Origin of the sequence: Pseudomonas sp. NPDC078700 (assembly GCF_044542375.1) — a bacterium.
Taxonomy (GTDB): Bacteria; Pseudomonadota; Gammaproteobacteria; order Pseudomonadales; family Pseudomonadaceae; genus Aquipseudomonas.
Map to the genome: position 1 here is coordinate 893,622 of NZ_JBITUI010000001.1, position 24,768 is coordinate 918,389.

The following is a 24,768-nucleotide window of genomic DNA, read 5'->3' on the forward strand; positions in this document are numbered from 1 at the left end:
CGCTGCTCAGTAGAATATCTCGCAGATGGCGCAGCCCCTTGCTGCACAACCCACCCGACACCAGTGGTGCCAGCATGATTGAAGTAACCGAAGTATCCATTGCCGAGTTGCGAGCTGCGCTCGAATCCGGCCAAACCACTGCGGTTGAGCTTGTTCAAGCCTACCTAGACCGAATTGATGCCTACGATGGCGCAGGCACTGACACCGCACTTAATGCGGTGGTAGTACGTAACCCGCAAGCGCTGAAAGAGGCGCAAGCCTCTGATGAGCGTCGTGCCCGTGGCGAAACGCTGGGCCCACTCGATGGCATCCCTTACACCGCTAAAGACAGCTACTTGGTCAAGGGCCTCACCGCGGCATCTGGCAGCCCTGCCTTCAAGGACTTGGTTGCCTATCGCGATGCATTCACCGTCGAGCGTCTTCGCGCAGCGGGGGCCATTTGCCTGGGTAAAACCAATATGCCGCCGATGGCCAATGGCGGTATGCAGCGCGGCGTTTATGGCCGTGCAGAAAGCCCCTATAACGGCGACTACCTCACCGCGCCTTTTGCCTCAGGCTCATCCAATGGTGCAGGCACAGCAACGGCAGCCAGCTTCGCGGCCTTTGGTCTGGCTGAGGAAACCTGGTCGAGCGGTCGCGGTCCGGCGTCGAACAACGGCTTGTGCGCCTACACGCCATCGCGTGGTGTGATTTCAGTACGCGGTAACTGGCCATTAACGCCGACCATGGATGTAGTCGTGCCCTATGCCCGCACCATGGCCGACCTGCTTGAAGTGCTCGAAGTTGTTGTCGCCGATGACCCGGAAACACGCGGCGATCTATGGCGGATGCAGCCTTGGGTACCGATTCCCAGTGCCTCGTCCGTACGCCCTGCTGCCTATGGCAGTCTCGCTTCCAAACCCGCCGCTTTAGCTGGCAAGCGCTTCGGTGTACCGCGCATGTATATCAACGCCGACCCGGAGGCTGGCACCTCTGAGAAACCCGGCATCGGTGGCCCGACCGGGCAGAAGATCATCACCCGCGACTCGATGATCGACCTCTGGAACCAGGCGCGAAAAACCCTCGAAGCGGCCGGTGCCGAAGTCGTCGAAGTCGATTTCCCGATGATTTCAAATTGCGAAGGCGACCGTCCCGGCGCGCCAACGGTGTTCACCCGCGACTTGATTCCTAAAAACTATATGCACCATGAGTTGTGGGAACTGTCGGCGTGGGCCTTTGATGATTTCTTACAGGCCAACGGCGACCCAAAACTGAATCGTTTAGTCGACGTAGATGGCCCGCAGATATTCCCCCACGACCCCGGCACACTGCCCAATCGTGAAGACGACTTAGCCGCAGGCATGGACGAGTACGTACGTATGGCCGAGCGCGGTATCATCCCGTGGGATCAAATCACCACGCTGCCTGACGGCTTGCGCGCGCTTGAGCAGATTCGCCGTGTGGATCTCGAACAATGGATGGATACACTCAGACTGGATGCAGTGATATTCCCGACCGTGGCTGACGTTGGTCCGGCGGACGCTGACGTCAATATCAAATCCGCAGACATCGCCTGGAGCAACGGTGTTTGGGTCGCCAACGGCAACCTCGCCATTCGCCATTTGGGCGTCCCGACCGTGACGGTGCCAATGGGGGTTATGGCCGACATTGGCATGCCTGCCGGGCTCACATTCGCGGGCCGCGCGTATGATGACTCAGCACTGTTGAGTTTGGCTTCGGCCTATGAAGCCACAGGTTCCAAGCGCCTGGTCCCCCCACGCACCCCAGCGCTTAAGCGCGACTAAATCAAACCGAACCAAGGGCCGTCACCGGCCCTTGATGACATGACCCGCACTCCATTGCTTCAAAGACTGGTTCTATGGAGCCTGCGGCATAACCTGTATAAGATCAAACTATCAGCTACTGATGCGCCCCAGGTATTGTTATGCGGATTGATCTACGCCACTTACGCGCCTTTGAAGCCGTTGCCGAAGAACTTCATTTTCGCCGGGCAGCTGAACGCCTGAACTTAGCGCAACCCGCACTGAGCCGGACTATCCAGCAATTGGAAGAGTCTGTGGGTGAGGTGCTTTTGCTGCGCAGTAACCGCCGGGTTGAGTTGACTGAAGCCGGACGGGTATTTCTCGCGGGTAGCCAGACAATCTTTGAGCAGCTGGAAAATGCGGTGCTACAGGCGCGCAAGGCCGGCGCAGGGCAAATTGGCCAGCTCCGAATTGGCTATACCGATTTTGCGGTCTCGGGCGAGCTGCCATCAATACTTGAAGGGTTTCATCGTTGCTACCCCGAAATCAGGGCTGAGCTGATTTTTGGCTCGACCGAGCAGCAGTTGGAATTGCTTAAAGAAGGCTCCATTGAGTTCGCGTTTCTAACCGGCCCACTGATTGAGCCGAACATCGAGAGTATTGAGCTCCAGCGCGACCGATTTGTCGCTGCACTGTCCTATCTTCACCCCCTTGCCAGCAGGTCAGAGCTCTCACTTAGCGAGCTGGCCAAGGAGCCATTCGTATTAGGCAGCGTGAGTCATTGGTCCTACTTCCGCCGCCACCTGGATGCACTTTGCCTGAGTGCAAACTTCTTGCCTGAAGTGGCGCAAGAAGCATTCAACAGTGAGGGGATTTTTGGCTTTGTAGCCGCCAATATTGGCGTGACCATTCACCTTGAAAGTGCGGCCAACTACAACCGCAAAGGGGTGGTACTGGTGCCGCTCAAAGGTATCGACGCCCGGCTCTGCACTATGGCCGCCTGGTTAAAGTCCGACATTACTCCGGTCCAACAGAAGTTTATCGACTTTCTCAGGCAGTACCCGCCCCCCAAGAACTGATGTGACCTACGCGGACTGCGCTTGGGGCAGAGCAGCTCTTGGACTGCAGTCCAGTTGCCTCAGCTCAGTGACCAGTGCCTCAAAGCGTTGCCCTTTGATGCCGATGCAGACCAATTGATTGGCAGCCGGAGCCCGACGCGCAGGCAACCAACTGCTCAAGCCACCGCTCAACTGGAAAACGTGCGGCAAGTTGTGCCCTGCCCGCGCCAATATGCCCTTGGCGCGCAGCACAACATCGCTATATTCCTGCAGTAACGCCTCAAGTCGCTGACCACTAATGGCCGAGCGATAAATCAGGCTAACAGAACCCCAAGCTGCATCACTTTTTACGTTTTGGACGGGTACAAGGGGACGATGAGGCATGGGCAATCGCGGCAAACCGACAGCCTCGGTTGAGCCGCCACAGGGATCAAGCCAAGCATCAGGGTTAAGACGTTTAAGCAGCGCCAACGCTTGGCTATAGGCTTCGCTGTGGGCGGCTGGCAGACGATTGACCAGCAGTTGGCTGGCCCCTGCAATCTGCGAACGCCAAACCTCTGCGGTGTAGCGATCCGCTGCGTGCTTGGTGATCTGACTGCCATCTACCAAGCAAACCACAGAGGCTAACTGCAACTGACGTGAAGTTCTGGCGATATCCGCAATACGCGTGGGCTGCGCCACACCGCTTGCCTCGATGTAGATAGCCGCCGGTCGTGTTTCTAAGCGCATGGCCTGGGCCAGTTGCTCAGCCAGCGTACCGCCAAGTGTGCAGCAAATACAGCCATTACCCAGGCGCATAATCTGCTCGTCGCGGTACTCAATCAGCTCGGCATCAATATTGATATCGCCAAAGTCATTGACCACGATCAGGCTGTTACGCGGCAAGCCTTGGCCAATGAGTGTATTGAGATAAGTGGTCTTGCCCGCGCCGAGAAAACCGGTGATGACCGTAAAAGGAACGGGTTCAGGTATTGGCATTGACCTTTCCTCCAAGCACCGTTGCCAGCACCGCAATATTTCGCAACTGGGCAGGTTCAACGGTCAGTGGGTCCTGCTCTAGCACCACCATGTCCGCGAACTTGCCGACCTCAAGGCTGCCGACTTGGTGATCGAGCCGCAAGGTATATGCAGCACCCAGAGTTATCATCTCAAGCGCTTCAGCGACGCTGACGCGTTCATGCTCACCGAGCACCTCGCCGGACGCGCTTTCACGCATAACTGCGCACCAGGCCGTAAACAAAGGCCCAAGAGGTGTTACAGGAGCATCACTGTGCACCGCTGTCGGAATCCCCAAGCGCCTGGCGGATGCCAGCGGCTCAAGTCTGCGGCTGCGCTCATAGCCCAGGGTACGGCTACGGTGTATATCGCCCCAGTAATAGAGGTGGTTGGCGAACATATTCAGGCAAAGACCAAGCTTTGCGGTGCGCCGTAGCTGCGCGTGGTCTATCACCTGACAGTGCTGCAAGGTATGCCGGTGATCTGCACGCGGCCACATGTCCAGGGCCTCCTCAACTGCATCCAGCATCAACTCAACAGCTTCATCGCCATTGGTATGGATATGCAATTGCAGACCCGCTTGGTGGTATACCTGTACCATCTTGCGCAGCGCTTCTGGCGGTGCATTCCAAATGCCATTGGGGTGCCCATCGTGGTAATACGGCCACTTCATTCGAGCGGTATAACCTTGGATGGAGCCATCGGTCATCATCTTGACCAAACCAAAATGCAGCTTGTCGCTGTTCAACTCGATACAACGGTGTAATCGCTCAACACCCTGTTCCGGTGTCCAGGCCAGAGCGCTCATTGCCGGCACCAGGCGCACAGGAAAATCATCAGCACAGGTCACTTCTTGCAACGCTGCGATGCCCGCATCGGTCAGGGGGTTATACAGGTCGGTAATGGTGGTGACCCCAACATTACGTGCAACTTTGCCATAACGCTGCAAGGTGCTCGGGGTCGAGACGGCTTCAAACAGATTAAGCCCCAGTGTTTCAAAAACAGCATGCATGGCCGCCATTTCCTGCAACTCGCCGTTGGGCTGACCAGCCGCATCAAGCATGATGCCTTCGACACCGGCATGTTGATCAAGGTTGGATAACCTGAGCATCTGGGTGTTGACCGACATCACATGCAGACTCGCATGCATCACGATCACCGGCCGGTCGCTCACCGCTGCATCCAAAACCCGGCGATCAAGCCTGTCGCCCTCGAAGTAAACCGGGTCAAAGCCCCAGGCGATCAATGGCTCACCTGCAGGCAGCCGTGCGGCTCCCTCTCGCAACTGTTGTTGCATCACCTCAAGGCTATTGGCACCTGGCCAGTTCACACCCTCGGGGTCAATTCGGTCGAAGTAGCCAAGGTACAGGTAATTCCACATTGCACCTTCAAGCGCATGACTGTGGCCCTCAACAAAGCCCGGCAGAATAATGTTTTCAGCAAACCGCTGATCCAGCGTGTATTCACCTAACTCATCCATCGTTGCCAGCGGGCCAACACTCAGCACTCGGCCATCGCGCACAGCGATATGGGTGGCTTCCGGCTGCGAGGGGTTCATCGTCAGAATGCGTTTGGCGGCGTAAACGGTAATGCTCATTAGCAGGACTCCTTAGCCTGTAAGTGCGGCATGGGTGTTGTTTGCGTGCGTCGCTTCATCAGTAAAGGAATGCCCGCCAGGAAAATAAGGGCCGTGCCACCAAACACCAGACAGTAAGTCCAGCCGCCCAGCGAGGGCACCAGCGGCGCAAAGAAGAACAGGATATGGAAGTTGGTGAAGATGATTGCCAAGTTGAAGAAGGCCAACTCTTTGGGCACCGAAGTGCTGAAATCAGCATCCATCATGCGCAATAGCAGCAGACCGGTGCCCGTCGAGCCACAGCAACAGCCAAAGGCTGTGAGTGCCCTCTCCCGGCCCAATACCCCGCTCATCTTGCCAAGCAGCAAGCAGCCAATCAGCGTGGCAATGGTCACCGCCACCGTAACCAGCATTATCGGCGTCAGCAGGTCATAGAGCACGGTGAACTGAATGCTCATCAGCGTACCCACCACCATGAAATCCACAGATGACCCGGTAATGCGTTTAAGACTTTCATCATCCACCCGATGCGACAGGCCAAGCCGATCAATACAAAGGCGCATCAATACGCAAACAGCTAACCCATGCACAAAAAACATATTGAAGCTGAACAGTACCGAGAGGTTGATACCCCCGACGGACAGCCCCGCAACATGCGTCTGGATAAAACTGAGCCACACGTAGGTGATCAGGTAGGCAACGCCCAGCAACCCAAGGTGATAACCCAGCGAGTCGAGATTTGCGGGGTGCGAAACCATCTTTCCCATACCCGGAGCCTGTTCTGCTGCATAAAAGCCAGACTTGAATGCCTCATCAATATTTGAGGCTTTATTGGCATTAAGACCACCGCGAATAAACCGCTTCGCCACGGGCACACCAATTAGAAATGCCACCAAAAAGCCCAGTGACGCGTAAATCATGCCCACTTGCGCCGCGTTCTTGACGCCATACTGGCTTTCCCAGATGCCGCCATAGGTCAGCGCCTGGCCTGGTCCCTGAGTGAAACCGTGGGTCACAATCGCCCCCAGCCATGCACTGGTGTTGGAACCCGTAACGGCGTCGTAACCCACAATCATCAGGTAACCGATCACGCCTTGCAGGCCCAGGCTGATGGTCCAGATAAACGTCAGCCATAAGCCGCCACGCACCACGCTGCCCCCGGAAAGAGACGTATTTTTACTCTTCCCGGTAAGGCACAAGGACATAAAACTGAGCGTGAAGAAGTGGAAGGTTAACGCTTGGAAATCATCGGCTTTAAATCCTGGAATCAACCCCATGGATAGCAAGACGAACCCGAGTACGCCGCCAATAATGCTTGCTGGGGCGAGAGAGCTGCGAAGCCAGCCGATTCGATTACGCAAGACACTGCCCAGCAACAGCATGCTGGCGAGCAAGGCAAAAGCCATTACTCCGTGGAATGTGCTTTCCATTGTCTGTCCTCTACATATGCTTATTTTTGGAATGGCAGATAGACGTGTTGCATTTTCTTGTGGGCAAAAGCTCACGTGTTGTTTTGATTTACGGCCGATTGAACCTGGCGAGCCACAAAGGCAAACCGATCACCAAGCAGACCGCTTGGTCACGAGCGACAGCCAAACTTAGAACGCTGATAATGATTTGTATAATATCAATTAGGCAATCATTGATACTTATCAAGCATCATCATTTTGTATATTTTTTGATCACCGTACTCAATACAGGATTTAGCCCCACTGCAAACCTTACTAACGCACAGCCTTACTCAGTTCACCCCAAGTTCAAATAGTTCAAGAGCGCTATCGTTGCCCGTCCACACATCACCAACGCCACTTGTTTCAGCGGTATTTTCTATGGCTATAGATCAGCGGAACGCAGCAGTCGCCAAAATCTAGCCAGCTGCTTTACTTCACTCGTGGACGACTCGCCTTCATATGTAGGCATACCCCAGGTTTAATGCTTTACAGGAGAGAAACATGAAGTGGAGCAAATACATCATTGCGCTTAGCTTGGCACTGGTTTGCAGCGCAGGATTCGCCGAGCAGAAAGCCTCGCCCGTAGTGGTCGATGGCAATGACTGGTTGAACTCATCAAGCAGTGAACGTCACGCCTTCATGATCGGCGTCACCAACATGTTGATCGCCGAGGCTGCCTACGCCAAAAAGCATGGCCTTGAGGCACCGCCAATGGGTGCCCAGATAGCCAATGGCGTGGCGGGTCTGAAACTGCCAGAAATCGAAGCGCGCATCACCGACTGGTACGAAGCTAACCCCTCGCAGCGCAGCATGCCGACAATGGGTGTGCTCTGGCAGGCTGTGGTTAAGGCTAAACACTGAACCCACTTGGGAGCGAAGCAGATGAAGCGAATTTACTCGGTAACCGCAGCGCTGATATGCGCGACCTTTATTCTCTCAGCCTGTGCAACCGTGGCGGGGGGCATGATTGGCGGTGGGGTCGGCCGTATGGCAGGGGATCAAGATGCAGGTCGAATGATTGGTGCCGGGATCGGCATGATGATCGACATCTCGGACTGAGCTGTCAAAATAACCGCTGTATCACTCAGCCCTAAGTTATACAGCGGCCCTATTCTAAACGGCAAAGCGTTTATCCAATCCGCTGTAGCCCATGCCGATCCCTTTGTGCACCTTCAATTGCACAGGGATACGCTCTTTCAGCGCTTCAACGTGGCTGATCACGCCGATCATCTTGCCGCTGGCATTGAGACTGTCCAGCGCATCGAGTGCCACCTCCAGGGTTTCGCCATCCAGCGTACCGAAGCCCTCATCGAGAAATAACGAGTCGATGCTGGTTTTATGACTGACTAAATCCGACAACGCCAGGGCCAGCGCCAAACTGACCAAGAAGCTCTCCCCGCCGGATAACGTCTTAGTGTCGCGGGCAACATCGGCCTGCCAGGTATCAATCACCTCAAGCTCTAGCTCGCCTTGAGTTTTGCGTCCCAGCTGATAACGCCCATGCAGACGCTCAAGCTGCTGATTGGCCAGATAGACCAAGTGATCAAGGGTCAGACCTTGGGCGAACTTGCGGAACTTGGCCCCGTCTGCCGAGCCAATCAAACTGTTGAGCTGTTGCCACAAATCGTAATCGCCTTGCTGCGCGGCAATCTGTGCAAACAAGCCTTGCTGGCTTTCCCGACGGCTATCGTCACCTTGAATCTGAGCGCGGATTTCCCCCCGGCGCTCAGTCAGTGCTTTAAGTTCGCGGCTAAGTGTTTGCAGATCGGTCGCGATCTGCTCATCGCTGATTTCGTTGAATATTGTCGCCTGTTCAGACGCCTGCAAATCACTTACCCGCCCATCGCAATCTTGCACCAACGCCTGCGCTGCCGTGATGTCACGGGTTAAGCGTTGCTGTAACGCTCGCAAACCTTGGCGTTGCTCATCGTCGAGTAACGCCGCCAAAAATTCAGCCTCCTCTGCAAAGGGGCTGGCCACCAACGCGCTTTGCCAGACATCGGCTTGAACCCGGTGTTCATCTTGTTCGACCTCAATCTGCTTGAGCACCGTTTGCAGTTGGCCATGCAAATGATTGCACTGCTGTTGAGCGGGTTGCCAAGCATTGTGCAAGGCTAGTAATTGCTGTTTTGAATCGGCAACTGGCGTCAGCGATTGACGATTTTCCTCCCCCTGTTCAGCCCAGCGCTGTTGCCAAATTTGCGCCTGTTCCTGAGCCTGTTGCGCTGCATATTGTTGCTCGGTGATCTGCTTATCGAGCGTTTGGCTAGACGCCTGATCAGCGCGCCATTCTTGCCATGCCTGCTGCTGTTCTTGCAGCCACTCTCGGGGTTTATCAGGCAGGTTAAAACCCAAGGTTTGCAGGCTAATCCGCAGTTCGGCCAAGCAACGTTCATGATCAGCCTCAAGCTTTCGCAGTGCGCTAACGCTGTCGAGTTGGCGTTGTTGTTGATTGGCTTGCTCTGTGGTCAGAGATTCCAGCTGGGAATTGCAACGCCCCACTTCACGTTCAGCCTGCATCTGTTGTTGCAGACTAAACTGCGCGGCCTGTTTAAGCTGATCGAGCTGAACCAAACGCTGCTGTTGCTGGGCCATATGCTGGCCGTTGAGTTGTTGGGCAGCAAGCACTTCGGTAACGTCGGCAAGGGCTTGCCCCAACTGCTCACAGCTCTGCTGCCAAAGAAGATCGCCTTCGGCCATGGCTTTTTCACCCGTGGCAATTTGCATTTCGCTTTGAGCAACTTGCGCTTTGGTGACTTCGAGCTTGGCACTTAGCGCTTCGCCTTGGCTGCGCACTGCATCTTGCTCAAACTGTTTGGCTTGCAGTGCTTGCTCTGTTTCAGACAGGTTCAGAGCCTGATATTCAGCGATCGCAGGATGGTTATGTGAGCCGCATAATGGGCATGCTTCATCAGGTTGCAATGCCGCCCGATAATGCTCCAGTTGTTTAATTCGCTGCTCCTGTTCAAGCAGCTTTTGCTTATCACTAATCTGCTGTTTGAGATCAACAAACTGGCTGCGCAGCGCATCACGCTGCTGACTTAGCCGAGCCAACTCGTTTTGTTGCGCGACTAACTGATTTCGCGCCAGCGTGCACTGCTCGGTATGCTGCTGGCGTTGGTGAGCCAGCGCCTCAAGGTGCTCAAGTTGACGAGCACGATCAGTCAGGTGCTGTGACTGCTCACGCAGCGCCGCATCCGATTGCCCTGCCAACAACGCGTCGAGTTGTTGTTGCGCCTGTTTCGCCCCTTGCTCAGCTTCAGCCAGTCGCGTTTGAGCGGTTGTTAATGCCAACTGAAAGTGCGGCAACTCACCGCTTAGCTGGCTAAGTTGCTGGTTGATTTGTTGCTGCCGGGTTTGCTCCGCGACTTGCTCTTGCTGGCTGTTTTGCAGCGCCGCAAACTGCTGCTGCCAGGCATTTAGATACTCGCCTAACTGGGCACGTTGTGGCTGTACGGCCAAACGCTGGGCGAGTCGGTCGGCATCTTTGTGCAGCGTATCCAGCGCCTGCTGCTCAGTGTGCAGCGTTTGCTCGCTCAACTGCTGACCTTGCCAAGCCTGCTGGCAAACAGACTGCACCGCAGCACTGTGCTGTTCGTGCAATTGCTGGGCACGTTGCTGGCTGTTATGCAGGCGCTGGTTGATTTGCTGCAGCGCGTGGTAAAGCGGTTGCAACTGACTGGCCGGCTCACTGGCAGTTAGCCGTTGAATCTGTGGCTGAGCCTCGACCTGTGCCTGTTGTGCTGCAACCGCTTGTTGTTGCGCACGCTGCAACTGCGCCTGTGCGTTAGCCTTGGCTTCGCGCCACTGTTGCTGCGCCTGCAACTTACTTTGCTCGGTCGCCATACGCTGTTCATCAAGGGTAAGACGTGCAACTTCTTCCGTTAACGCTGTACGCTGATCAGCATTGAGTAACTCAACCCCTTCGGCTTTGGCCCGCAGTTGATCGAGCGCCACCTTCACTTCACGGGTGTGCTCGAACACTCGCTGGGAAATCTGCCCGTAAATATCAGTGCCGGTAAGCTCTTCGAGCAGTTCAGCACGTTGGTTGGCATTGGCCTCAAGAAAGGCGGCAAAGCCACCTTGAGCCAACAGCATCGACTTGGTGAACCGCTCAAAGTCGAGGCCGGTCAGGCGTTCGGTTTCGCGCAGTTTCTCGTTGATCTTATCGGTAACAATCTGCCCGTCGCTGATACGTGAAAGCTCAACCTTAGGTGCCTGCAACGCCCCATCGGCTTTATCCCGCGCACGCCGCTGACTCCAGAACGCCCGGTAGCCCACACCTTTGACTTCAAATTCGACTTCAGCCAAACACTCTGCGGTGTGCCGCGTCATCAGCTCGTTACCGCCAGCAGACACCGTACTCATTCGCGGCGTGCGGTGATACAAGGCCAGGCAAATCGCATCGAGCAAGGTGGTTTTGCCCGCCCCCGTCGGCCCGGTAATGGCGAATAAACCATTGTCCTTAAACGGCTCAGCCGTGAAATCGACCTTCCACTCGCCCTTGAGTGAGTTGAGATTCTTAAGGCGCAGGCTGAGGATTTTCATGCAAGGGTCGCAGGCTGAAGTGAACGGCTATTCTGGCATTTTCGAAAGGGCCTTGCAGCGGTTCGCAATCGCCAGAGCATCGTAGGGTGGCTAACGCTCTTTTTAGCCACCATTTCACCGGCACGCAATCCGAAGCTCCATGCGCAATAGATGAGGCTCGTGCCCAACAACATCGAACCCCTTTCGGCGATAGAGCGATATCGCCGGATTATCAGCAAATACTTTCAAACGAATAGATTGGCAATTTCGCTGCGTAGCCATCGATGCTATTTCGGACAGAACCCAAGTGCCAATTCCTTGTCCTGTGCAAGTGGGGGACAACTGTAAGTCCCGGATATATAGATCACCGGCCTGTTCACTCAAGCTAAAAAAACCGACTTGAAATTGCCCCTTGAAAACACTGTAATTTTCTAGCGTTTCCCACGCCGCTAGAAATTCATCCGGGCTCCACCTCAACACATGTCGGACATAGTAGGACGCATATTTTTTTGTACGAGTTCGCTCGCATAGCGCACATCATCGAAATGCGCGGGTGAGCCGATTTAACCTACCCAAGTTGATTACGCATGGTGGATGAATACAGCGTCATCCACCCTACCCCAACTGATCCAAATACAGCGCCAGGATCAAGCCGATGGTTGTGGCGATACCGGCCCAGTAGGCATCTTCTTTGAAGGCTTTGGGGAAGACTTCGGTTGCCAGTGAGGCTACTACAGCGCCGCCTGCGAAGCACTTGATCAATGCCAGAGTACTCTCTGGCACATCGGTCATCAGAAAATTGCCCGCAAGGGCGGCGGCTGAAAGTAGCACGGCGGTGGCGGCCCAGAGACCAAACACCTTGGCCTTGGAGTGCCCGGACTTGGCCATCTCTTTGGCACCGCCTGCTGCTTCCGGCAAATTAGATAGAAATATGGAGCCTGCCAGTGCCGCGACCTGCATCGGGCCTGAACCAATCAGGGCGACTCCCAAGGCGAGGTTCTCGGGAATGCCATCCAGGGTGATTGCAGCCAAGAGCCCACCACCGCTGCCTGAGCCCCATTTCTTTTTCACCAGATAATCCAAGCCGGTAAATACCGCGGCCCCTAAAAGCACAAAGGCAAAAACAGCCCAGAGTGAAGCCTTTTCAGTCGCAGGCTGAATCAACTCCAGCACCGCCGAAATAATCAGCGCACCGCCAGCAAGAGCTACGATAAAACCTTCTACCGCTTTCGACAGGCCACCGTAAATGCCCCAGGCAGCACCGAGTAGCAAAGCGCCTGATACAGCAAGAATGACAATGATGGTTAGCATTGGTTGGGGCTCACGATGGGTGATAAAAGGTTACAGGTTATTACTGCAGACCTCTGGAATACCCGCCCGTTCTATTCGCCTTGCAGTTGCTCAAGGGTTTGTCGGTACAGGGCGGCCAACCTGAGCTGCTCTGACGCATCCAATGACTCGCTGCTAAGGCGCTGGGCAAATACTTGCTCAGGGCTGAGCTCATCCAGTGTCTCTTTCGAGTCGCTGAACAGGCTGGCGGTCGCTGCGCCACGTTCTCGACGGATGCGCAGCACTTCAACGGGCAAGCCTTCACACATCGCGGCGATTCGCGTTTGCAAATCGCTCAGATAATCATCGGTGCTGACTTGAACTTCCAACCACACAGGCTGCGCATCTGTGCCTTGTTTAGCCGCTTCGGTAATGGCTGGCTGCAGCTCTTTAAGCGAGCCACGTAATGACAGCAAAGGCTGCACTCGCGGCACGGGCAATACAGTCACTTGCTGCAAACCATTGGCATCGAGCTCAACCAGCAGGACTTCTTTTTGTTGACGCGCCTCATCAAAGCTCAGGGCAATGGGTGAGCCGCAATAACGAATATGCTCGAGCCCTGCGACTTTCTGCGGCCGGTGGATATGCCCAAGTGCAATGTAGTCCACCGGCGGGAATGCATTGGTTGGAAATGCCTCAAGGGCACCCACATAAATCTCGCGCACCGACTCACTGGCGCTGGCCCCAACCGTTGTCAGGTGACCCGTGGCGATAATGGGCAGGTTACCGCCCAACTCGGCTTTTTTCACTTGGGCTAAGTCAAACAATGCCTGGTAATGGCCGGCAATGGCCTGTTGCAAAGACAACTGTTTTTCAGCAGCGCTTTGCCCCGCTTGGCTTTGCAGCACCTCGCGTGGGCGAATAAAGGGAATACCACAGAGCAGTGCACCCGGGCTTCCATCACGCTGGTTGAGCACCAGCAGTTGTTCAGAAATGTCTTCACAGACACCGGGAATCACCCGGGTATCAAGCTGCTCAAGCAGGGTTTTACTTTCGCCGAGCATGGCCACCGAGTCGTGATTGCCGCCCAACACAACCAATTCACAACCTGTGTTGCGCAGTTCGACGATGAAGCGGTTGTACTGCTCGCGGGCGTAACTTGGTGGCGCACCGGTGTCGAAGATGTCACCGGCAATAATCAAGGCATCAACCTGATGCGCTTGCACTTGTTCAATCAACCAGCGGCAAAACTGCTGATGTTCGAACTGGCGGGTCTTGCCCATAAAGTGCTGGCCAAGGTGCCAGTCGGATGTATGCAAAACTCGCATGATTAACTCAGCACCCAATCTTTGACGATGACGTGGGTTTTAACTTTCTGCATGCCCGGGTAGTTTTCAATCTCGCCACGGATCTCACTAAAACGCTGCATGTCGGGTGCCTCGATATAGACCAGCATATCGGTCTCGCCACTGATACCACTGCAACGGCGCACTTCACTGAAAGAACGCATGCGCTCTACATAGTTCTCACAGCGGCCACCGCTGTAAAACAACTCAAGATAGGCTTTGACCATCACCGCACTGGGCTCGGCCAGATGGGCGTGGTAACCAAGAATGGTGCCTTTGTTTTCGAGCTGACGAATGCGCTCGCCCACTGCCGAGCGCGACAGGTTTATCTCCCGCGCGATCTGGCTAACGGATAAACGTGCATCGCCGCGCAACAGGGCAATTATCTGTTGATCAAATTTGTCCACGTCAAAATATCCCAGGCAAACAAGTTGACGGCTATTTCCGTCATTTTAACGGTAACTACCGCCATTTCGCGCGAACGCTAAAACACGCCGCCGATTTAATATTGAGCCATCTAACCAGCGGCTCTACAGCGCAACTAAAAGCGTGCTGCACCAGCCCCATACGAACAGCCAGCAGAGCATACCCCATGAGCCGCCTTAACCAAGAACTCAGCCTGCTGCAAGGCATCGGCTTACTCAGCACATCACTGTTGGGCACCGGAATATTTATTATCCCAGCTTTGGCTGCAACCAGTGCAGGGCAAGCATCGTTGTGGGCATGGTTGATATTGATTGTGCTGGTGTTGCCCGTTGCGTTCACCTTCGCCCAATTGGGTCGACGCTTCCCTCACGCGGGCGGTGCTCCGCATTTGATTGGCCGTGCATTAGGCGCGCGTATGGAACGGGTTAGTGCGCTGCTGTTTTTGGCCGTACTGCCGGTTGGATTACCGGCGGCCCTCAATATCGCTAGCGGTTTCTGGCAGGCATTGTTCGACCTTAATAGTGGTCAATTGCTGATGGTACAACTGGGCACCTTGGGGCTGATTTTATTGCTCGGTCAGCGCCCCGCCAAAGCATCAGGCATGATCCAGAGCGCAATCGCCTTGGCCATCATCGCCACCATCGGCTACATCTGGTGGGCCGGGAATTTACCGCGCAGCAGCCAAACGCTGCTGCCAGCCAACAGCGATTGGAGTTTGATTCCGGTCGCACTGGGGGTAATGTTTTGGTGTTTCGTTGGGATTGAGGCGTTTACCCACATGGGTGAAGAGTTTAAAAATCCTCAGCGCGACTTCCCCATCGCCCTATTGCTTGGAGTATTGCTGGCCGGTTTGGTGTACTGGGCATGCTCGGTTGCGGTACTGAGCTTCAAGGTTTATGGCGACGTCAGTACCGATGCCAGCTCACTGCCACGCGTACTCGACATGCTTGCAGGCGACAAAGCCCGCTGGCTCAGTGCGATCATTGGATATCTGGCCTGCTTTGCCTCGATGAATGTCTATATCCAAGGCTTTTCAAGGTTGATTTGGAGCCTTGCCGATGAACAAAAACTCCCGGCCAGCTTGGCTCAGCGCAATCAGCACGGCGTACCCAGTCGCGCCTTACTCTTGGTGGTGCTGATCTGCGCAGTTTGCGCGACACTGGCTTGGAGTTTGTCGGTCTCGATTGATCAACTGATCCGCTACGCCAACGGCAACTTTGTCCTTATCTACCTGCTGAGCATGGTTGCAGGCTGGCTGTTGCTTAAAGGCATTGGTCGTTGGTTAGCAGCCTTTAGCGCCCTGCTGTGTTCAATCGTGCTGGCATTTCTGGGCTTCGATGCAAGTTACGCGCTGGGCCTTTTTGTTGCGCTGCTGATTATTGACAAGCTTAACAGTTGGCGACTTGCACTTGCGGCAAAACAAGGGACGCTTCAGCCCTAAGATTCGGGCAAAGTCAGCCAAGGCTGGCAGCATGACGGCCTTGGCTGCAACTCAAAACAAGCTAAGACTTATGGGCGATGGGCTTCTCGGTGAACAGATAATCTTTTAGTTCATCATTGAGCACCGGATCGCGGCGGCGGATCCACTCAAGGACCATGGCCGCATGCTCTTTTTCTTCATCGCGGTTATGAATCAGGATGGCTCTAAGCTCGTCATCCTTGCAGGCATCAACCCGTTGGTTGTACCAGTCAACTGCTTCCAATTCCTCCATCAGTGACGTAATCGCACGGTGCATATCGCGGGTTTCATCGGTCAATTCACCGATGGGCTCGTGATAACCTTCATTCGACATATTCATCTCCAGATCAGGCACCGTATGCACGGTGTTCTTAGGGCGCGTTGTGGCATCAAACAATGCGTCACGCGTTTTACCTTATAGCAGTTTGTGCCTTGGCGCTGGGTATCAAACTATCCATCAGCGCCTATTTTCAGCCAATTATTTATTAAATCGGGTCATGCAATCTTAGCCCTGAGCGCCGCAACGCTCTATTCTGATAAAGGATCTTTGATAAGGAAGCACCATGCCGCGCTTTTTGAATGACCTGAAAATAATGATTTTGGCCAATTTCTGGGTGGTGCCGGTATTGGGTGTATTAGTCGGGGCGGTGTTTTACTTTGTTTCCCCGCCGCCGCCGCTCAGTGCCACCATGGCAACAGGCGCCGAAGGCGGCGCTTACCGGATCTTTGCCGAAAAGCTCAAAGCAGAGCTGGAAAAAGACGGTTTTGAGTTGAAGCTCAAACCCAGCAATGGCTCCCGTGACAACCTTGAAAAACTGCTTGATGAAGACTCCGGTATACAAATCGCCTTGGTCCAGAGCGGTTTGGAGCGACAGCTTAGCGCTGAGCAGCGAGACAAACTGCAAACACTCGGGGCGATGTATCACGAACCGCTCTGGTTGTTTTACCGCAAAGACAGCAAGCTTGACCTGATTGCGGACTTGCTGCCGCTGCGTCTGGCCACTGGCAGCCCGGGAAGCGGCACTCAGGCTGTGACCGAGGCGATTTTAACCGCCAACGCCATCAGCCCAGATCAATACCCTTCCAACTGGCAGGCGATCAGTGGCAGCAAAGCGGCAGATGCTTTGCTCAACGGCGAGTTGGATGCCGGTTTTTTTGTGGGGCCAGCAGAAAATGCCAATGTGCAAAAGCTCGCAGCCTCACCAGACATCTTGCTGGCTGACTTCCACCGCGCCGATGCCTACGAGGCCCGCTTACCCTTTTTAAATCGCCTGACAATTGGCGAAGGTTTGCTCAACCTGGCGCAGAATGTCCCGGCGCGACGCGTGCAAACCTTGTCGCCAGTGGCCACGCTGGTAGTCAATGATGACTTCAATCCGGGCTTGGCCGCTCTGTTTCTAAACGCCAGCCGCGAAGTGATGAAAAGCGGCAGTTTGTTGGATAAAGCCGGTGCCTTCCCCAGTGCAGAACCACAGACCTTTGAACTGTCCAGCGATGCCGACCATTTCTACAAAAACGGCTTGCCGCTGCTGCAACGCTACTTGCCATTTCGTTTTGCCTCACTGGCTGATCGCTACATCATTCTGTTGATTCCCTTGCTGGTCATACTCTTCCCGCTGTTCAAAGCCGTCGGCCCGCTGTATCGCTGGCGGATTCGGGCGCGGATTTATCGCTGGTACAAATACCTGCGCGAGATCGACCGCCAGTTGGACAAGGGCAGCCTGCCGGAGCATCTGGACGCTGAAATTGAACGCCTGGATCAACTGCAAGACGAGCTGGCCAGCGTTGATGTGCCACTGTCTTACTCCAATGAGCTGTATGACCTGCACGTTCACCTGCGCTACGTGATCGAACGCCTGCAAACCTTGCAAAAGCGTCGTCAGGACAACGATGAGTCCGTCGGTTAATCAGGTAAACTAGTATTCATTCGCGGAGGCCTGCTGACAGTCACTGCCCCGCAACCCGTTTTGAATTTTAAGAGAGTCACCATGCCGATCCGCCACAGCATCGTCCACCTGATCGACAAAAAACCAGATGGCACCCCCGCCATTCTGCATGCCCGTGAAACCGAGCTCGGTGCCTCGCAGGCGATTGAGAATATGCTCGCCGACCTCAACGACAGCTATAACGCCAAGCAAGGCAAAGCGTGGGGGTTCTTCCATGAAGAATCCGGCGCATTCCCCTTCAGCGGCTGGCTCAAGGAATACCTCGACGACAGCCAGGACTTCACCGGTTTTACCCGCAAAGCCGTTGAGCACCTGCAAAAGCTGATGGAAGAATCCAACTTATCGGTGGGCGGTCATGTGCTGTTCGCGCATTACCAACAGGGCATGACCGACTACCTGGCCATTGCCCTGCTCCATCACAGCGAGGGCGTGGCGGTAAACGATGCGCTGGATGTCACCCCGGCTAAGCATCTCGATTTGGGCCAGTTGCACCTAGCGGCGCGGATCAATATTTCGGAATGGCGCAACAATGCCAATTCCAAGCAGTACATCTCTTTTATCAAGGGCAAAAACGGCAAAAAGGTTTCCGAGTACTTCCGCGATTTTATTGGCTGCCAGGAAGGTGTGGACTCACCCAGTGAAACACGCACCCTGCTCAAAGCCTTCAGCGACTTCGTCGAAACCGAAGACTTGCCAGAAGATATGGCCCGAGCCAAAACCGATACCTTGGTTGATTACGCCACCAGCCAAGCCAAGATCGGTGAGCCGATGACGCTTGAAGCGCTCTCAGGCTTGATCGATGAAGAACGCCCAAAAGCCTTCTACGACCATATCCGCAATAAAGATTACGGACTTTCGCCAGAGATCCCAGCAGACAAGCGCACACTCAGCCAATTCCGTCGCTTTACCGGCCGCGCAGAAGGTTTGTCGATCAGCTTTGAGTCCCATCTGCTGGGCTCGAAGGTGGAGTACGACGAAGCACAAGACACTTTAACCATCCGCAATCTACCGACGCAGCTCACCGACCAACTTAAACGTCGCAAGTAGACACCCAATAAAACGCCCGGCAAGAACCGGGCGCTTTATTGAGAGCAAGACGGGTTACGCGGCGCTGATTTTGAAGCCCAGACGCGGGAAGTGAACATGTACGGTGCCGGCGCGTGGGTCTTCGCGGCGCAGGATAAGCTCTTCACTGCCACAGAACACCAACTCACCGGCCACTGGATCAACCCCGTAATCAACGGCGCTGATGCTGACCTGTTGACCCGGCTTGAAGCCGTTTGGATCAACAAACTGCTCGTCCGGCAGCGCTGCAGGTGTGGAATCGCGAGCGATATTGATCGCCTCCTCACCTTTCATCTCGCTCAGAGAGCCATGGCCCATGCCGAGCACACGCCCTAACCACGCTGCAACAGCTGGGTAGTCATCGACCAAAGGTGAGGTGACCGGCGTTCCGCGCAAGAACCACAGTGCATGAGCCATAGAGAAATCGGCAATCGAGGCGTCACCAAACAGGAAGTCACCCTTGCCCGCGTCCAGTTGTTGCTGCAAACGCTGCATCAAGGCTGGCCATTGGTGGGCAGCCTGCGGCGCAGGCAGACGTGTGGCTAAACCACCATCAAACAAAGTCGAGCGGTCAGCAACGAAGGCTTTAAGAAACTCTGGCGGCAGCTTGCCAAAACGCGCTGCAATAGACTCCGGCTGGAAGACCAGGCTAACCGCATGCAGAAACACCACAGAATCGGCCCACAGGGCAAAGCTGGATACAGTGAACTCGCTGCCTTGGGGAAACAGCGTAGGCGTGGCTTTTTCAGCTTCAAGGCGACGTGCAATCAACGCCGTGTCGCAATAAATATCGGCACCGACCTGCAACACAGGGGTTTTACGGTAGCCCCCCGTCAAGGCAGTCAGATCAGGTTTTGGCATGATCGGAGGGATCATCACCGAGCGCCAAGAGAGCTGCTTAAAGCCCAGCATCAAGCGCGCTTTCTCAGCGAATGGCGATGTTGGGTAATGGTGCAGGATCAACTCGTGCATGGCGGTCTCCGTTAATTATTAATAGATCACTAGCTTACGCGCTGAATCTGTAAGCGCATAACGCCTAGCGAACAACTCGATTAAGTTGATAGCGCAGTATCAGCCACAGCGATATCGCCTTTGAGGCTTATCACCAGTCGCTCTTTTGCCGCCTTGTTGAGCTTTTTGATTGCACGCTCGCGGCGTAAGGCTTCGCCTTTGTCAGCGCAGGCTTCGGTGTATACCAAGGCCTGCGCCGGGCTGGAAAAGAAAAACCGCGCACCTTTACCACTCTGGTGCTTGGCAAAACGGCGCACAGGATCATCGCTGATGCCGCAATACAGTGCGCCGTTCACAGCTCTGACCAGATACACCGACCAGGTTTTTATGACCACTTCCGTCATCAGTCAGCGCAGCCACTCACGCATCGTGCGCCAAACACAGACAGCCACAAAGTACACAGAAGACACTGCCCACAATGCCAGCAACCAGGCGGGTGCCTGCGGATACTGCAGAATCAGCAGCAAGCTACAGAGCATCCAGATCAAGGTCATGGTGATATTGACCGGCATAAATTCTTTAACCCTGAACGGGTGCAGGAATTTCATGGTGCTCAAGGTCAGCGCAGAGAGGATCACGATACAGGCCACATTCATCCAAGGCGTGCTATCGAGCAGGTACAGATACACGATGACCACATTCCACGCTGCCGGAAAGCCGACAAAGTAGTTGTCCTTACTTTTCATGTTGACGTTGCAGAAACAAAACAACGATGACAGCAGGATCAAGCCAACGGACAGCAGTAGCGTGTATTCAGGCAGCGGCACGAAACGGTAGATGAAAATCGCCGGGATGAACACATAGGTGAGGTAATCAACGACGAGGTCAAGGGTGGTGCCATCAAATTGCGGCAGCACAGTTTTGACATCGTATTTACGCGCCAGAGTCCCGTCGAGGCCATCCACCAACAGCGCTAAGCCCAACCACAATAATGATGCCCGCGGGTTGCCATCCAGAACGGCCAGCAACGCCAGCAATGCCAGAATCACCCCGCTGGCGGTCATTGCATGAACACCCCAAGCTTTAGCTTGGGCCAGTCGCAGCAGCAATCCTTGCATGGTCGGTTCTCTCAGTGGCGCTGTTTTGCTCATGACTATAAATTTCTCACAACTGAAGGCCTGTCTTATCAGGCCAATGCACATCAGACCGAAAAGTTGCCCGTTACGTTCAACTTCGCTCACTGAAAGCATGATACGCCAGCTTGCACACTTACACGCGTGCAGCTTGAAACTGAGCTAGACCTTTAGCCGCTTGACCACGAATGGCATTTTGCACTGGCGGTGCCCAGCCCAGTAAGCGTCCCTTGAGCCCAAGTGCCTGTGCAGCCCAGCGCCACATATCAAACTGGTCATGGTGCTCAATTATCTTGCCGTCGGCAAAGTTGAAACGAGCGTCAATGCGATTAACCACCCTGTTGCCCGTCTGGGTAAACACATAGGTCGCCACCCACTGCGCACTGCCCTGCTGTTCATCGGCTTGAATATTATCAAAGGTCAGACTGAAGTCTTTGGCTCGACGGGTGAGCATCCGCCACATATCGGCGACATTATCACCGCGTAGATCAGTGAAGACCGGATCACTAAACCGCACATCAGTAGCGTAGCAACTGGCCATAGTTTCAGCATCTAGCTGCTGGAAAGCCTCATAAAAGCGCTGAATTAATTGAGCGTTGGAATGATTCATTGCGTCGTTTTCTCCCTGACCTTACCTAAGGTCTGTTGCCGTTTCGTCGCGAACAGCGTTGCAGCCCCCTGACGCCATGCATCTTGGCGGCAGCAAGCATAAAAAAGGGAGCCCTAAGGCTCCCTGATTATGACGCAGACAATCAGTGCAGAATCTGGCTGAGGAACAGCTGAGTCCGCTCGTTCTCCGGGTTGGTGAAGAACTTGTTCGGTTCAGCTTCTTCGACAATCTCACCTTTATCCATGAAGATCACCCGGTTGGCAACCGTGCGGGCGAAACCCATTTCGTGGGTTACGCAGAGCATGGTCATGCCATCTTCGGCGAGACCGATCATGGTATCGAGCACTTCCTTAACCATTTCAGGGTCGAGTGCCGAGGTGGGTTCGTCAAACAGCATGATCTTTGGCTTCATGCACAAGGCACGGGCAATCGCCACACGCTGCTGCTGACCACCGGACAGTTGGCCCGGGAATTTATGGGCCTGTTCTGGAATACGCACACGCTCAAGAAAGTGCATGGCGATTTCTTCAGCCTGACGCTTAGGCATCTTGCGCACCCACATCGGTGCCAATGTGCAGTTCTGCAACACAGTCAGATGCGGGAACAGGTTGAAGTGCTGGAACACCATGCCCACTTCACGACGTACCGCCTCAATGTGCTTGAGGTCGTGGGTCAGCTCAGTGCCATCAACCACAATGCGCCCTTGCTGGTGCTCTTCGAGGCGGTTCAGGCAACGAATGGTTGTCGACTTACCCGAGCCAGAAGGCCCACACAAAACGATACGCTCACCGGACTTAACGTCCAGGTTGATGTCTTTAAGCACATGGAATTGGCCGTACCACTTATGGACGCCCTGCATCTGGATCATGCTTCCCACAGCTTCAGGCTTTTTAATTGCTTCACTCATCTAACTAGCTCCTAACGCTTGTGGCCAGTGTCCAATTTGCGCTCCAGATGCATGGAGTAGCGGGACATACTAAAACAGAAGATCCAGTAGACCAGGGCTGCAAACACGTAGCCCTCAGTCGACATACCAAGCCAGGCTGGGTCTGTGGTCGCTTGTTTGATGCTGTTAAGCAGGTCAAACAGACCAATGATGATGACCAGGCTGGTGTCTTTAAACAGCGCAATAAAGGTGTTGACGATACCTGGGATCACAAGCTTCAAGGCCTGCGGCAAAATCACCAAGCCCATCATCCGCCAGTACCCCAGGCCCATCGCCGCAGCCGCTTCATACTGGCCTTTAGGGATGGCTTGCAGACCGCCACGCACCACTTCGGCGATATAGGCCGACTGGAACAGGATCACCCCAATCAACGCGCGCATCAGCTTGTCGAAGCTCATGCCTTCAGGCAGGAACAGCGGCAGCATCACCGAGGACATGAACAGTACGGTGATCAATGGCACACCGCGCCAGAACTCGATAAAGGTCACGCAGATGACCCGAATGGCTGGCATTTCTGAGCGACGCCCAAGCGCCAGCACAATCCCTAACGGCAAGGCTCCAGCGATACCGACAGCGGCAATAACCAGCGTCAGCATCAAGCCGCCCCAACGGCTGGTGGGTACGTTTTCTAACCCGAAGTGACCGCCGTGCAACAGCACATAAGCCAGAATCGGGTAGATCACCAAGAAGCCCAAGCCATACAGGGCTTTGCGCGGCATTTGCGGTACGAACAAGGGGGCCGCACCGATAATCGCCGCCCACAGAGCCAAGTCGACACGCCAGCGCAGTTCAGTTGGATAGAAACCGTACATGAACTGACCAAAACGCTGCTGGATAAACACCCAGCACGCGCCATCACTGGTGCAGTCAGCACGGGTTGTCCCCACCCAATCAGCACTGAAGATTGCCCAATCAAGTAGCGGTGGAATCATGAGCCAAATTAAGTACACAGCGACAATGGTCAGCAGTGTATTGGGCACACTGGAGAACAAGTTGCTGCGTAGCCAACCCACAGCGCCAACGCTCATGCGCGGCGGCGGTAGATCAGGTTTAAACGTATGAGTTTGCATGGGCTGCTCCTTACCGCTCGATCAGCGCAATGCGCTTGTTGTACCAGTTCATGAACAGCGAAATACTGATGCTGATCGCCAAGTACACGCTCATGGTTATGGCAATAACTTCAATCGCCTGCCCGGTCTGATTGAGAACCGTGCCGGCAAACAAAGACACCATGTCCGGATAACCGATACCTGCGGCCAGAGACGAGTTCTTCGCAAGGTTGAGGTACTGGCTGGTCAGCGGCGGAATGATCACTCGCAGCGACTGCGGAATCACCACCAAACGCAAGATCTTACCGGCTGGTAACCCTAGGGAACGTGCGGCTTCGGTCTGCCCGTGGTTAACCGCCTGGATGCCCGAACGGACGATTTCCGCGATAAAGGCTGCGGTGTAAATCGTCAGGGCAAGGGTCAGGGCGATCAACTCAGGAATCATCACCCAGCCACCGCGGAAGTTGAAACCTTTGAGTTCTGGGATTTCCCACGCCAACGGATTACCCGTCAAGGCGATGGTCAAGCCCGGAATCACCACCAGCATCGCCAGTGAGGTCAACAACAGCGGGAAAGGTTGACCGGTTTTTTCAAACCGTGCGCGTCCCCAACGAACCATGAAAATGATCGCGACAATGGTCAGCACCAACGCGATCAGAAACGGGGTGAATGCATCCGTAGCCACCGGCGAAGGTAGGTACAAGCCCCGGTTGTTGATAAAGAACATGCTGCCAAATTCGAGACTTTGCCTCGGGCTCGGCATGGCCAGCATCACCGCGAAATACCAGAAGAAGATTTGCAGCAAAGGCGGGATATTACGGAAGGTCTCGATATAGATGGTTGCCAGCTTGTTGACCAGCCAGTTAGGCGATAGCCGTGCAATACCCAGAATGAAACCCAGTAATGTTGCCCCAACAATACCGATAGCCGAAACCAGCAAAGTATTGAGCAAGCCAATAACAAAGACCCGTCCGTAGGAATCACTTTCCGTGTAATCGATCAGGTGTTGCGCAATGCCGAAACCCGCATTGTTATTAAGGAACGAGAAGCCGGAGGTGATCCCGCGTTTATCCAGATTGGTCTGGGTGTTATCAAATAAGAACCAGCCGAGCGCCACAACGGCGATAACGGCGAGAATTTGGAATAGCCACGCACGCACCTTAGGGTCAGTCCAGACTGAGCCTTTAGGGCGAGAGGCATTTGCACTAGTTTGCATAT

23 protein-coding genes are annotated in these 24,768 nt (G+C 54.7%); 7 read left to right on the forward strand and 16 right to left on the reverse strand.

Annotated elements, in window-relative coordinates:
- The first annotated feature begins 74 nt into the window (after window positions 1-74).
- Both ACIGCM_RS04370 and ACIGCM_RS04375 read left to right on the forward strand, forming a co-directional pair.
- Window positions 75-1,784, forward strand: a complete 1,710-nt coding sequence (locus ACIGCM_RS04370) for an amidase (RefSeq protein WP_397500787.1) — start codon at window positions 75-77, stop codon at window positions 1,782-1,784.
- 140 nt (window positions 1,785-1,924) lie between these two features.
- On the forward strand, window positions 1,925-2,821 hold the full coding sequence (locus ACIGCM_RS04375; RefSeq protein WP_397500788.1) for a LysR family transcriptional regulator: 897 nt from the start codon (window positions 1,925-1,927) through the stop codon (window positions 2,819-2,821).
- Window positions 2,822-2,827: 6 nt separating this feature from the next.
- Here ACIGCM_RS04375 and ACIGCM_RS04380 read toward each other — a convergent pair whose 3' ends face one another.
- Genes ACIGCM_RS04380 through ACIGCM_RS04390 form a run of 3 tightly spaced genes read right to left on the reverse strand, consistent with a single transcriptional unit; the run spans window position 2,828 to window position 6,802 of the window.
- Window positions 2,828-3,778: a CobW family GTP-binding protein gene (locus ACIGCM_RS04380; RefSeq protein WP_397500789.1), complete on the reverse strand. Its 951-nt coding sequence runs from the start codon at window positions 3,776-3,778 to the stop codon at window positions 2,828-2,830.
- Entirely contained in the window at window positions 3,765-5,393 is a 1,629-nt protein-coding gene (locus tag ACIGCM_RS04385) for an amidohydrolase (RefSeq protein ID WP_397500790.1), read from the reverse strand. Before ACIGCM_RS04385 ends, ACIGCM_RS04380 begins: the two co-directional genes overlap by 14 nt.
- The gene (locus ACIGCM_RS04390) at window positions 5,393-6,802 is read right to left on the reverse strand and encodes a sodium/glutamate symporter (protein ID WP_397500791.1); all 1,410 of its coding nucleotides are present in this window, start codon (window positions 6,800-6,802) and stop codon (window positions 5,393-5,395) included. Before ACIGCM_RS04390 ends, ACIGCM_RS04385 begins: the two co-directional genes overlap by 1 nt.
- A 522-nt stretch (window positions 6,803-7,324) precedes the next feature.
- Between ACIGCM_RS04390 and ACIGCM_RS04395 the strand changes: the two genes are divergently transcribed.
- A complete protein-coding gene (locus tag ACIGCM_RS04395; RefSeq protein WP_397500792.1) occupies window positions 7,325-7,684 on the forward strand; it encodes a hypothetical protein in 360 nt (119 codons plus the stop codon).
- 21 nt (window positions 7,685-7,705) lie between these two features.
- Window positions 7,706-7,882 carry a hypothetical protein gene (locus ACIGCM_RS04400; protein ID WP_397500793.1) on the forward strand — a complete coding sequence of 59 codons (177 nt, stop codon included), beginning with the start codon at window positions 7,706-7,708 and terminating at the stop codon, window positions 7,880-7,882.
- A gap of 54 nt (window positions 7,883-7,936) precedes the next feature.
- Here ACIGCM_RS04400 and ACIGCM_RS04405 read toward each other — a convergent pair whose 3' ends face one another.
- The 5 genes from ACIGCM_RS04405 to ACIGCM_RS04425 all read right to left on the reverse strand — a co-directional run bounded on the left by ACIGCM_RS04405 (window position 7,937) and on the right by ACIGCM_RS04425 (window position 14,372).
- On the reverse strand, window positions 7,937-11,371 hold the full coding sequence (locus tag ACIGCM_RS04405; protein WP_397500794.1) for an SbcC/MukB-like Walker B domain-containing protein: 3,435 nt from the start codon (window positions 11,369-11,371) through the stop codon (window positions 7,937-7,939).
- 114 nt (window positions 11,372-11,485) lie between these two features.
- Window positions 11,486-11,830 carry a GNAT family N-acetyltransferase gene (locus ACIGCM_RS04410; RefSeq protein WP_397500795.1) on the reverse strand — a complete coding sequence of 115 codons (345 nt, stop codon included), beginning with the start codon at window positions 11,828-11,830 and terminating at the stop codon, window positions 11,486-11,488.
- Between the two features lie 135 nt (window positions 11,831-11,965).
- Window positions 11,966-12,661 (reverse strand): ZIP family metal transporter, encoded by a 696-nt coding sequence (locus ACIGCM_RS04415; RefSeq protein ID WP_397500796.1) that lies wholly within the window; start codon window positions 12,659-12,661, stop codon window positions 11,966-11,968.
- Between the two features lie 71 nt (window positions 12,662-12,732).
- Window positions 12,733-13,947, reverse strand: coding sequence for an exonuclease subunit SbcD (sbcD, locus tag ACIGCM_RS04420; protein WP_397500797.1), 1,215 nt, complete (start codon window positions 13,945-13,947; stop codon window positions 12,733-12,735).
- 2 nt (window positions 13,948-13,949) lie between these two features.
- The gene (locus ACIGCM_RS04425; RefSeq protein ID WP_397500798.1) at window positions 13,950-14,372 is read right to left on the reverse strand and encodes an Lrp/AsnC family transcriptional regulator; all 423 of its coding nucleotides are present in this window, start codon (window positions 14,370-14,372) and stop codon (window positions 13,950-13,952) included.
- 185 nt (window positions 14,373-14,557) lie between these two features.
- On the opposite strand from ACIGCM_RS04425, the gene yjeH reads away from it, so the two are divergent.
- Window positions 14,558-15,832, forward strand: a complete 1,275-nt coding sequence (gene yjeH, locus ACIGCM_RS04430) for an L-methionine/branched-chain amino acid transporter (RefSeq protein WP_397500799.1) — start codon at window positions 14,558-14,560, stop codon at window positions 15,830-15,832.
- A gap of 61 nt (window positions 15,833-15,893) precedes the next feature.
- Here yjeH and ACIGCM_RS04435 read toward each other — a convergent pair whose 3' ends face one another.
- On the reverse strand, window positions 15,894-16,184 hold the full coding sequence (locus tag ACIGCM_RS04435; RefSeq protein WP_397500800.1) for an encapsulin-associated ferritin-like protein: 291 nt from the start codon (window positions 16,182-16,184) through the stop codon (window positions 15,894-15,896).
- Window positions 16,185-16,413: 229 nt separating this feature from the next.
- On the opposite strand from ACIGCM_RS04435, the gene ACIGCM_RS04440 reads away from it, so the two are divergent.
- Together ACIGCM_RS04440 and yejK are read left to right on the forward strand one after the other, a co-directional pair.
- Entirely contained in the window at window positions 16,414-17,757 is a 1,344-nt protein-coding gene (locus tag ACIGCM_RS04440; RefSeq protein ID WP_397500801.1) for a TAXI family TRAP transporter solute-binding subunit, read from the forward strand.
- 81 nt (window positions 17,758-17,838) lie between these two features.
- Window positions 17,839-18,843 (forward strand): nucleoid-associated protein YejK, encoded by a 1,005-nt coding sequence (yejK, locus tag ACIGCM_RS04445; RefSeq protein ID WP_397500802.1) that lies wholly within the window; start codon window positions 17,839-17,841, stop codon window positions 18,841-18,843.
- Window positions 18,844-18,897: 54 nt separating this feature from the next.
- Here the strand turns inward: yejK and ACIGCM_RS04450 are convergent, their stop codons facing one another.
- The 7 genes from ACIGCM_RS04450 to ACIGCM_RS04480 all read right to left on the reverse strand — a co-directional run bounded on the left by ACIGCM_RS04450 (window position 18,898) and on the right by ACIGCM_RS04480 (window position 24,766).
- A complete protein-coding gene (locus ACIGCM_RS04450; RefSeq protein WP_397500803.1) occupies window positions 18,898-19,833 on the reverse strand; it encodes a glutathione S-transferase family protein in 936 nt (311 codons plus the stop codon).
- Window positions 19,834-19,913: 80 nt separating this feature from the next.
- Window positions 19,914-20,216: a GIY-YIG nuclease family protein gene (locus ACIGCM_RS04455; RefSeq protein WP_397500804.1), complete on the reverse strand. Its 303-nt coding sequence runs from the start codon at window positions 20,214-20,216 to the stop codon at window positions 19,914-19,916.
- 3 nt (window positions 20,217-20,219) lie between these two features.
- A complete protein-coding gene (pcsA, locus tag ACIGCM_RS04460; protein ID WP_397500805.1) occupies window positions 20,220-20,930 on the reverse strand; it encodes a phosphatidylcholine synthase in 711 nt (236 codons plus the stop codon).
- Between the two features lie 151 nt (window positions 20,931-21,081).
- Window positions 21,082-21,555, reverse strand: a complete 474-nt coding sequence (locus ACIGCM_RS04465; RefSeq protein ID WP_397500806.1) for a nuclear transport factor 2 family protein — start codon at window positions 21,553-21,555, stop codon at window positions 21,082-21,084.
- A gap of 142 nt (window positions 21,556-21,697) precedes the next feature.
- Complete coding sequence (locus ACIGCM_RS04470) at window positions 21,698-22,462, reverse strand: amino acid ABC transporter ATP-binding protein (protein WP_397500807.1); 765 nt, start codon at window positions 22,460-22,462, stop codon at window positions 21,698-21,700.
- A gap of 11 nt (window positions 22,463-22,473) precedes the next feature.
- Window positions 22,474-23,571 carry an amino acid ABC transporter permease gene (locus ACIGCM_RS04475; protein ID WP_397500808.1) on the reverse strand — a complete coding sequence of 366 codons (1,098 nt, stop codon included), beginning with the start codon at window positions 23,569-23,571 and terminating at the stop codon, window positions 22,474-22,476.
- 10 nt (window positions 23,572-23,581) lie between these two features.
- Window positions 23,582-24,766, reverse strand: coding sequence for an amino acid ABC transporter permease (locus tag ACIGCM_RS04480; RefSeq protein ID WP_397500809.1), 1,185 nt, complete (start codon window positions 24,764-24,766; stop codon window positions 23,582-23,584).
- Window positions 24,767-24,768 lie beyond the last annotated feature (2 nt).